Genomic DNA, 11,041 nt, shown 5'->3' on the forward strand with positions numbered 1-11,041 from the left:
CATTACTAATGGATACTGTTACTGAAAACTGAAGACTTAAAAAACATGGCAAGAAAACAAGATAAGAACACAGTAAAGAGATTTAATAAAATCTCCATTGGTTTAGCATCACCAGAGTCTATTTTAGCAGAATCTAGAGGTGAAGTTTTAAAACCAGAAACTATCAATTATCGTACACATAAACCAGAACGTGACGGTTTATTTTGTGAGCGTATTTTTGGTCCAGTAAAGGATTATGAATGTGCTTGTGGAAAATATAAACGTATTCGCTACAAAGGGATTGTATGTGATCGTTGTGGAGTAGAAGTAACAGAAAAGAAAGTACGTCGTGACAGAGTAGGACATATTAATTTAGTAGTCCCTGTTGCACATATTTGGTATTTCCGTTCTTTACCAAACAAAATAGGTTACCTTTTAGGGTTACCATCTAAGAAATTAGATATGATTATTTACTACGAACGTTACGTAGTAATTCAACCAGGTATTGCTAAAAATGCCGAAGGAGAACCATTACAAAAAATGGATTTCTTAACAGAAGAAGAATATTTAAACATTCTAGAAACACTTCCAAAAGAAAACCAATACCTAGATGATACAGATCCAAACAAGTTCCTAGCTAAAATGGGAGCAGAATGTTTAATAGACTTATTAGCTAGAATAGATTTAGAAACACTTTCTTACGAGTTACGTCACAAAGCAAATACCGAAACGTCTAAACAACGTAAAACCGAAGCTTTAAAACGTTTACAAGTTGTAGAAGCGCTAAAAGAATCTAACGAAAATAGAGAAAACCGTCCAGAATGGATGATCTTAAAAGTAGTGCCAATTATTCCACCTGAATTAAGACCTTTAGTACCTTTAGATGGTGGACGTTTTGCAACTTCAGATTTAAATGATTTATATCGTCGTGTAATTATTAGAAATAACCGTCTTAAAAGACTTGTTGAAATAAAAGCACCAGAAGTTATTTTACGTAATGAAAAACGTATGTTACAAGAATCTGTAGATTCTTTATTAGATAACACACGTAAATCATCTGCAGTAAAAACAGACTCTAACAGACCATTAAAATCTTTATCAGATTCCCTTAAAGGTAAACAAGGACGTTTTCGTCAAAACTTACTTGGTAAGCGTGTCGATTATTCTGCACGTTCTGTAATTGTTGTTGGACCAGAATTAAAATTATTTGAATGTGGATTGCCTAAAAACATGGCAGCAGAGCTTTACAAACCTTTCGTAATTAGAAAACTAATTGAAAGAGGTATTGTGAAAACTGTAAAATCTGCAAAGAAAATTATAGATAAAAGAGAACCTGTAGTTTGGGATATTTTAGAAAATGTTTTAAAAGGACATCCAGTACTTTTAAATCGTGCTCCTACACTTCACAGACTAGGTATTCAAGCTTTTCAACCAAAATTAATTGAAGGAAAAGCAATTCAATTACACCCGTTAGTAACTACTGCATTTAATGCCGATTTTGATGGAGATCAAATGGCAGTACACTTACCATTAGGACCAGAAGCTATTTTAGAATGTCAATTATTAATGTTGGCTTCTCATAATATCTTAAATCCTGCAAATGGTTCGCCAGTAACTGTACCATCTCAAGATATGGTACTTGGTCTTTATTATATGACTAAGCTACGTACTTCTACAGATACGGTTAAAGTTAAAGGTGAAGGATTAACATTCTACTCTGAAGAAGAAGTTACTATTGCTTACAATGAAAAACGTGTAGATTTAAATGCAGGAATTAAAGTAAGAGCTATAGATTTTAATGACGCAGGAGAATTAGTTCCTCAAATTATTGAAACGACTGTTGGACGTGTAATTTTTAATAGAAACGTACCAAAAGTAGCAGGTTATATTAATGAAGTATTAACTAAAAAATCACTAAGAAATATTATTGGTGATATTTTAAAAGTAACTTCAGTACCAGAAACGGCTGCATTTTTAGATGAAATAAAAACTTTAGGATACTACTATGCATTTAAAGGTGGTTTATCCTTTAGTTTAGGGGATATTATTATTCCACCTGAAAAACAAAGTATGATTGACAAAGCGAATGGCTTAGTTGATGGTATTATGGGTAACTATAACATGGGACTTATAACAAATAACGAACGTTATAACCAAGTGATTGATATCTGGACTTCTACCAATGCTGAATTGACGGAATTGTCAATGAAACGTATTCGTGAAGACCAACAAGGTTTCAATTCGGTATATATGATGCTTGATTCTGGAGCTCGTGGATCTAAAGAACAGATTCGTCAGTTAACAGGAATGCGTGGATTAATGGCAAAACCTAAAAAATCTACTGCAGGTGGAGGATCTATTATTGAAAATCCAATTCTTTCTAACTTTAAAGAAGGACTTTCTATTTTAGAATACTTTATCTCGACACACGGTGCGCGTAAAGGTCTTGCCGATACAGCACTTAAAACTGCCGATGCAGGATATTTAACACGTCGTTTAGTAGATGTATCACAAGATGTTATTGTTAATACTGTAGATTGTGGTACTTTAAGAGGAGTAGAAATTTCTCCACTTAAAAAGAATGATGAAGTTGTTGAAACTTTAGAAGAAAGAATTGTTGGTCGTATTTCATTAAATGATATATACAATCCATTAACAGACGAATTATTAGTTGGTGCTAATGAGTTAATTACAGACGATATTGCAAAAGCAATTGAAAACTCTCCAATTGATACCGTAGATGCTCGTTCTCCATTAAGTTGTGAAGCTAAAAAAGGTATTTGCGCTAAATGTTATGGAAGAAACCTTGCAACAAACAAAATGGTGCAACGTGGAGAAGCAGTAGGTGTTGTGGCAGCACAGTCTATTGGTGAACCAGGAACACAGTTAACACTTCGTACATTCCACGTTGGTGGTATTGCAGGAAACATTTCTGAAGAAAATAAATTAGCCGTTAAATTTGATGGTGTTGCAGAAATTGAAGAACTTAAAACTGTAAAAGGAGAAGATAATGAAGGTAACATTGTAGATGTTGTAATCTCTCGTACTTCAGAAATTAAGTTAATAGATAAGAAAACTGGAATAACATTAAGTACTAATAACATTCCTTATGGTTCTTATGTCTATGTGAAAAATGGAGATAAATTAACTAAAGGAGACGTAGTTTGTCAATGGGATCCATATAACGGTGTAATTATTTCAGAATTTGCTGGAAAAGTACGTTATGAAAATATTGAACAAGGTGTTACTTACCAAGTAGAAATAGATGAGCAAACAGGTTTCCAAGAGAAAGTAATTTCAGAATCTAGAAACAAGAAACTTATCCCAACGCTTATTGTAGAAGATAGTAAAGGCGAAGCAATTCGTTCTTACAATTTACCAGTAGGTGCACACATTATGATTGACGATGGTGAAAAAGTTAAGATTGGTAAAGTCTTAGTTAAAATTCCACGTAAATCCGCAAAAGCAGGAGATATTACAGGAGGTCTTCCACGTGTAACAGAATTATTTGAAGCACGTAACCCTTCTAATCCAGCTGTTGTTAGTGCTATTGATGGTGTGGTTTCTTTTGGAAAAATTAAAAGAGGTAATCGCGAAATTATAGTAGAATCTAAAACTGGAGATATTAAGAAATATCTAGTAAAATTATCGAATCAAATTCTTGTACAAGAAAACGATTTTGTAAAAGCAGGTATGCCTTTATCAGACGGTTCTATTACACCTAACGATATACTAAACATAAAAGGACCATCTGCTGTTCAACAATACTTAGTAAATGAAGTACAAGAGGTATATCGTTTACAAGGAGTGAAAATTAATGATAAACACTTCGAAGTAGTTGTTAGACAAATGATGCGTAAAGTTAGAATTATAGATTCTGGCGATACTATTTTCCTTGAAGATCAACTAGTACATAAATCTGATTTCATTGAAGAAAATGATGAAATCTTTGGAATGAAAGTAGTTGAAAACGCTGGAGAATCTGATACCTTAAAAGAGGGACAAATTGTTTCTGCACGAGATTTAAGAGATGAAAATTCTATTTTACGTCGTGAAGATAAAGCATTGGTGGAAGCTAGAGATGCTAGACCAGCAACTGCTACTCCTATCTTACAAGGTATTACAAGAGCATCATTACAAACAAAATCATTTATATCAGCAGCTTCTTTCCAAGAAACTACAAAAGTATTAAATGAAGCTGCGGTAGCAGGTAAGATTGATACTTTAGAAGGACTTAAAGAAAATGTAATTGTAGGACACAGAATTCCAGCAGGAACAGGAATGCGTAATTATGATAACATTATTGTCGGGTCTAAAGAAGAATTTGATCAAATGATGCAAGCTAAACAAGAAGTTAATTATAATTAAATAATTGTCATTCCTGCGCAGGTAGGAATCTCTTAATTTGAAACTAATGTTTTAATAATAACAAAAGTCCTGTTTTTCTAAACAGGACTTTTTTTTTAAATAAAAAAAATTAATATAACTTCCGTTTTCACGGAAATAAAAATAAGTTTACGATGGCAGAAGATAAAAACAAGAAAAAACCAGGACAAATTAATATAGAATTAGATGAGAAAGTTGCTGAAGGAACTTACTCTAACCTTGCAATTATTAACCATTCTGTTTCCGAGTTTGTGGTAGATTTTGTTAGTATTATGCCTGGAACACCAAAAAGTAAGGTGAAATCTAGAATTATATTAACACCACAACATGCAAAGCGTTTAATGAAAGCTTTAAGTGATAACGTAGCTAAATTTGAAAATATGCATGGTGAAATTAAAGATTATGAGCAACCTCCAATTCCACTTAATTTTGGGCCAACGGGAGAGGCTTAATAAAGAATTCAAGTTAATCACAAAAAAGTTTGCTTTACATGTTTCAAAAGCAAACCTTCAATTCCAATTAATTTGGACCAACAACGATGCATAAACAATAAAGAATAATCCCTTTTATTTATAAAAGGGATTTTTTTTGCCATTATTTTATAAATAAAAGTAAGCAAATATTTAAGATGTTTCCTTTTTATTAAAACAATATAAAAAACACCAGAAAAGGCATTTTATGATTTATTTAATTACTGAACTAGATATATTCATGGAATTCTTTAAAACACCCGATAGTTCCCTAGTACATCATTTTGTACATGCATAGAAATTTATGATTTATTGTAGCAGTAATATTTTCATTAATTAATTGCTTATCTTGAATTTTCATAAATAGATTAATTTGGGTATTAATCATTAGAAATTTAAAATATTTTTTTATTCAAAAGTGAAATTTATGATAAAGCATTAAGTATCAATATTTATTATCAATATCTATTTTTAAATAAATATTATTTATTTTCGATTAAAAGTTGAGATAAATAAAAGCGTTTTAAGGGTTTTTTGGATTTACGCTATATGGTTTTAAGGTTGATGAGTTATAAGTTTATTAAAGGTGATTTAAATGAGTATTTTTATTTAAACTCGCTTACAAAGTGGAATTTTAAATTTGGATACTTTTGTTGTGTCATTTGTAAAGAAAATGCTGAGTCTGCTAAAAAAACTAATTGATTTCTTTTGTCTTTAGCTAAATAACGTTGTTTAACTCTTAAAAACTCTTTATATTCTTCACTTTTTACATCATCTGTTTCAATCCAACAAGCTTTGAAAACATTTAAGTTTTCGTAGGTACATTTTGCTCCATATTCATGCTCTAATCGATATTGTATAACTTCATATTGTAAAGCTCCTACAGTTCCTATAACTTTTCTACCATTTAGTTCTAAAGTAAATAATTGTGCTACACCTTCATCCATTAATTGATCGATACCTTTATTTAATTGTTTAGATTTCATTGGGTCTGCATTATTGATATATCTAAAATGTTCTGGCGAAAAACTTGGTACACCTTTATAGTTTAGTATTTCCCCTTGGGTTAAGGTATCACCAATTTTAAAAGTTCCTGTGTCTTGTAAACCTACAATATCTCCAGGATATGAAATGTCTACTATTTCTTTTTTTTCAGCAAAAAACGCATTCGGACTAGAAAATTTCACTTTTTTATTATGTCTTACGTGTAAGTAAGAAGTATTTCTTTTAAATTCTCCAGATACTATTTTAATAAAAGCCAATCTGTTTCTATGATTTGGATCCATGTTAGCATGTATTTTAAATACAAACCCAGAAAATGTATCTTCATCAGGTTTTACAAGTCGTTCTTCACTTTGTTTAGCTCTCGGTTTAGGTGCTATTTCTACAAAACAATCTAATAATTCACGTACTCCAAAACTATTTAAAGCAGATCCAAAAAATACGGGTTGTAAATTGCCTTCCAAATAATCAGAATTCTGGAAAGTTGGATAAATGCCTTCTACTAATTCTATCTCTTCGCGTAATGTCTCTGCAGCTTTATCTCCTATTAATTTATTTAATTCACTAGAATTTAAATCAGAAATTTCTATCGTTTCCTCAATGTTTTTTCTGCTATCTCCACTAAAAAGATTAATGTTCTTCTCCCATATATTATAAATTCCTTTAAAGTCGTAACCCATACCTATAGGAAAACTTAAAGGAGTTACTTTTAATCCTAATTTTTGTTCAATCTCATCCAGTAGTTCAAAAGCATCTTTTCCTTCACGATCCATTTTATTTATAAAAACAATCATCGGTATGTTTCGCATTCTACAAACTTCAACGAGTTTTTCTGTTTGCTCTTCCACACCTTTTGCTACATCAATTACTACAATAACACTGTCTACAGCAGTTAAAGTTCTAAAGGTGTCTTCAGCAAAATCTTTATGTCCAGGTGTATCTAGAATATTTATTTTTATACCATTATATTCAAAAGCTAGAACAGAGGTTGCTACAGAAATACCACGTTGTCTTTCAATTTCCATAAAATCACTAGTAGCTCCTTTTTTTATTTTATTACTTTTTACTGCTCCAGCTTCTTGGATAGCACCTCCAAAGAGCAATAATTTTTCGGTAAGTGTAGTTTTTCCTGCATCTGGATGCGAAATAATTCCAAAAGTTCGTCTACGGTTGATTTCGTCTATAAATTTCATTGAAAATTAATTTTGGCAAATATAAAGTATTCAAAGTATTATATTAATTGTATCAAGATTATTATAATAGTTTTATAATAATATAGATTTTAATTTTAATTTAAATTCTTGGTTTTATTGTAAATTATAGTAATTATTATAGTGCTAGGTTAAGTATTTAGCTACTTATTTTAAAATAAATTCTTTTATCGTTAAAATTATTCATCACAACGATAAAACTAGTCTTGTTTAAACATTAAGATTAAATTCACATAAATTTTTTGATTTTTGTACAATAAATTACTGAAATAATCACTTAGTCGTGCGTATTTGTTTTTCATCGATTTAAGTGAATGTTTTTAGTATATCGATATAATTATAGCATTGTATTGATACTTTTGTTTAAAAAATAATTTTACGGAAAAACCGTAAAAACAAAGTTTAACCATTATTTCTCCCTAAGAGAGTGGATAACTATAATAAAATTTTATTGAATAAAACTAACACAAGATGTTGTGCTAGTTCTTTGTGCGAAATAATTAATACGTTTTGTGGTGCTTGCATTGCAGAACTTTTTTTATATAATAAAAAATAAATTACCCTCTATAATATGAAAATCTTTACTCGATTCTCTAATGCAAAATCACTAAGTTTATTAGTTTTTGCTTTATTTTCTTTTAATTCAATCATGTCGCAAACAAATGCACCTAGTATACAATCTGGTGTTTCGTTTCAATGGAGTGATTCACAAACTGTAAGAACAGATCCCGCAACTATACAAAGTATAACTGTTGGGACACGTGTTTTTACAGACTTTGGAGTGCCACAATCTTATGCGTTAACTCAGTTGGGGCAACAAGGGCATAATCAAAATGGAGTTGAAGAAAATGGTGTTAATTTAGCTACATCAAGTGATCCTGTAATTACACCAAATTGGGATGCTTTAGCGTTAGCTGCATTTCAAGATAAAAACTTAAATCATTATTTTGAAGCATCTCAAAATGGACAAGATATTTGTGATAATTATACTGCAGCAGATGGGGTTCCAAATGAAGAGTCAACAATTGCTCAAAGACAAACTTTTTCATATTCTCCTGGGATACGAAGTACCTCAGGTAGTATAATTGCTATTACAGAACGTAATGCAAATAATTGCTATCATATAGAGTTTTTTGGTACAAAATCTGGAAGTACAACTACAGAATCTTTAGGTAGTACTTTTGTAAACCCACAAGGCCCAACCTATTATGGTCATGGTGGTACAGGTGGAGCAAATGATTTTGGAACAATTGATGCTGTAATTGCACCAACAGGTGATGCAGATTACTGGTTGACTAATAAAGTTGTTGGACAAAATGGAGGTACCATTGGTATTGCACTTTTTTATGTAGATAGCATTGCTGAGCTAGGTTCTATTATAACAGATGTACAAATAACAGCAGCTAATTATGATCATGGGGATGGTAAATTATTTATTTTTTCTTTGCCTGATGCTGATGGAGATGGGTTTAGTGATATTGATGATTTAGATGATGATGATGATGGGATTTTAGATATTGATGAATCTAATGGGTATTCTCCAAGCTATGATGAAGATGGAGATGGTATACCAAACTGGGAAGACACTGTTGATGATGGTACTGGTGACGGAAGTTTAACCGATTATACCGATGCTAATGGAGATGGTGTGCCAGATGTTTATGATTTTGATGGGGATGGAATTCCTAATCATTTAGATTTTGATTCGGATAATGATGGTTGTTTTGATGCGATTGAAGGTGGCGATTTTATTGTTGTTGGAGAAGTAGAAGCAGAAGGAGCACTTGATGGTGATATTGATGCAACAACTGGTGTCCCTGATAATGTGGATGTTAATAATGGGCAAACAATAGGTACTTCTCAAAATGCTTCTGCTTTTGATGTAGATGGACAGTGTGATAGAGATAATGATGGGGTTTTAGATGGTTCAGATATTTGTCAAGGTTCTGATGATTCAGTAGATACAGATAATGATACTGTTCCAGATGGCTGCGATTTAGATAATGATAATGATGGTATTTTAGATATAAATGAAGGGATTTGTACAACACCAATTCAATCTGGTACATGGACTTTAGTAAGTGATACTGAAGCAACTTTCGATTACGGAAATGGAGTAACAGCAAGGTTGGTGACGAATTCAACTGGTTTTCAGGTTAATGGAGCAGATAGTTTTAATACGGAAGCTTTTTGGTCTGAAACCTTGAGTGGTGATACTTCTTTAGTAAGAGAATATAGTTGGGGGAGTACTTTAACGGTTTCTTTTGAAGACGCTGCTGGAGATCCAATTAATGTAACAAATCCAATATTACACGTAGATAGATTAGGTGGTAGTGATGGTGCTACAGAAAATTCTGCTTTAATGACCTTGCAAGGAGGTTTAACTTGGACTGCTTTAAGTGGTACTGCTGATTTTCTTGTAACATCTAATACCGCTAAAGATAGTGGTTCAGGTAATCCTGTAGGAACAGGATATACTTTCGAAAGTACTCAAAATGTAGCAGATGGTACAGCTGCAGGATCTTTACAGGTAAATGGAAATATATCAACTTTTACAATCCAGTTTGTGCAAGATGGTGTTTCAGGTGTGCTTTCAGATGGAATTGAATTTATACTTTTTGCTTGTCCTGATTTAGATACGGATGAAGATGGTATTCCAGATTATTTAGATTTAGATAGTGATGGAGATGGTTGTTCTGATGCGCTTGAAGGAGCAGACAGTATTAGTGCAAGTAGTGTTGTAGATGGACAATTAACAGGTGCTGTTAATACAGGTACCGGTGTACCTAGTAATGTAGATGAAAATGCAGGTCAAGGAGTAGGAGGAGCTATAGATGGAACACCTTCTGATTTAAATGGACAATGTGATTCAGATAACGATGGAACTATTGATGCAAACGATTTATGTCCTGGCTTTGATGATAAAGCAAATAATGATGGAGATGCTTTACCTGATGGATGTGATGAAGATGATGATAATGATGGTATTTCAGATGTAAACGAAGGTTTGGTAACTACTCCAGGACAACCAGCCTGTACTTCTGCTACGGTATTAAACTTTAATAATGCGTATTCTGAAGAACCAGGAGGTGATGGAAATATAAATACATTTTTATTAAACGAAACTTTCAGATTTCCTGGTGTAATCCCTGGTGTAGACGCTTTAGTTACTATTGTTGAATTAAATGGAACAACAGTTCCTGTTTTAGATGATAATTCTTTAAACGTTAATTCTTTTCAGCCAAGATCTGCTTTCACGTTAACTAATGTTGGAGATCGTGCGTATACGGAATATAGATTTGATTTTGTTACTACAAATGGAGTAGCCGGAGTTAATGATGTTATTATTCCTGAATTCTTTGTTAATTTTAACGATGTCGATGGTGGTGCAAGTTATGGTGAACAGAATTGGTCACAATTAGCAAATAGTTATACTGTTAATCAGGATACAGAATTATTAGTAACATTTGAGGATAATTTTATTGTTGGTACAGCTGGTATTACAGAGTATCCATCTGTAACTAATGGTTTCCCTCAAGTAAATTATGCTACACAGCATAATGGTAAATCTTCTTATACAATTAGGTTAGGTGTTGTTGCTAGAGTTGCTGGTGCTTCCGCTTCTGGAAGACAGCATAATGTAGAGTTTAATTGCATAACTAATTTTGTTAACCCGATAAATACAACAATTTTAGATTCAGACGGTGATGGGATTCCAAATCATTTAGATTTAGATAGTGATGGAGATACTTGTCCAGACGCTTTAGAAGGTAATGGAGGATTAGTAGTTTCTCAATTGGATGCTAATGGAATGATTACTGGAGCGATAAATACAAATGGTATTCCTAATGCTGCAAATAGTGGAAATGGACAGGCAGATGTTAGTTCTACGGATGATACTGTTAACGGTTGTATTGGATCTGTAACAGGAACAGTATATAATGATGAAGATGGTAATGGAGCACAAGAAGGAACAGAAACAGGATACACTTC

3 protein-coding genes and 1 pseudogene are annotated in these 11,041 nt (G+C 32.3%); 3 read left to right on the forward strand and 1 reads right to left on the reverse strand.

Features of this window, described 5'->3' with window-relative positions:
- Positions 1-45: 45 nt before the first annotated feature.
- A complete protein-coding gene (gene rpoC, locus Q4512_RS15560; protein ID WP_303426248.1) occupies positions 46-4,347 on the forward strand; it encodes a DNA-directed RNA polymerase subunit beta' in 4,302 nt (1,433 codons plus the stop codon).
- A gap of 152 nt (positions 4,348-4,499) precedes the next feature.
- The gene (locus tag Q4512_RS15565) at positions 4,500-4,817 is read left to right on the forward strand and encodes a DUF3467 domain-containing protein (RefSeq protein WP_303426250.1); all 318 of its coding nucleotides are present in this window, start codon (positions 4,500-4,502) and stop codon (positions 4,815-4,817) included.
- A gap of 623 nt (positions 4,818-5,440) precedes the next feature.
- On the opposite strand, the gene Q4512_RS15570 is transcribed toward Q4512_RS15565, so the two are convergent.
- Positions 5,441-7,030 carry a peptide chain release factor 3 gene (locus Q4512_RS15570; protein WP_303426252.1) on the reverse strand — a complete coding sequence of 530 codons (1,590 nt, stop codon included), beginning with the start codon at positions 7,028-7,030 and terminating at the stop codon, positions 5,441-5,443.
- Positions 7,031-7,619: 589 nt separating this feature from the next.
- On the opposite strand from Q4512_RS15570, the pseudogene Q4512_RS15575 reads away from it, so the two are divergent.
- Positions 7,620-11,041 (forward strand): annotated as a pseudogene (locus tag Q4512_RS15575) (hypothetical protein); the annotation flags it as partial.

Source organism: Oceanihabitans sp. 2_MG-2023 (assembly GCF_030547245.1).
GTDB lineage: Bacteria > Bacteroidota > Bacteroidia > Flavobacteriales > Flavobacteriaceae > Oceanihabitans.

What these genes read in the sequence shown, in the direction of transcription:
- rpoC (WP_303426248.1), top strand. Translation starts at nt 46, where the DNA reads ATGGCAAGAAAACAAGATAAGAACACAGTAAAGAGATTTAATAAAATC.
- Q4512_RS15565 (WP_303426250.1), top strand. Translation starts at nt 4,500, where the DNA reads ATGGCAGAAGATAAAAACAAGAAAAAACCAGGACAAATTAATATAGAA.
- Q4512_RS15570 (WP_303426252.1), bottom strand. Translation starts at nt 7,030, where the DNA reads ATGAAATTTATAGACGAAATCAACCGTAGACGAACTTTTGGAATTATT.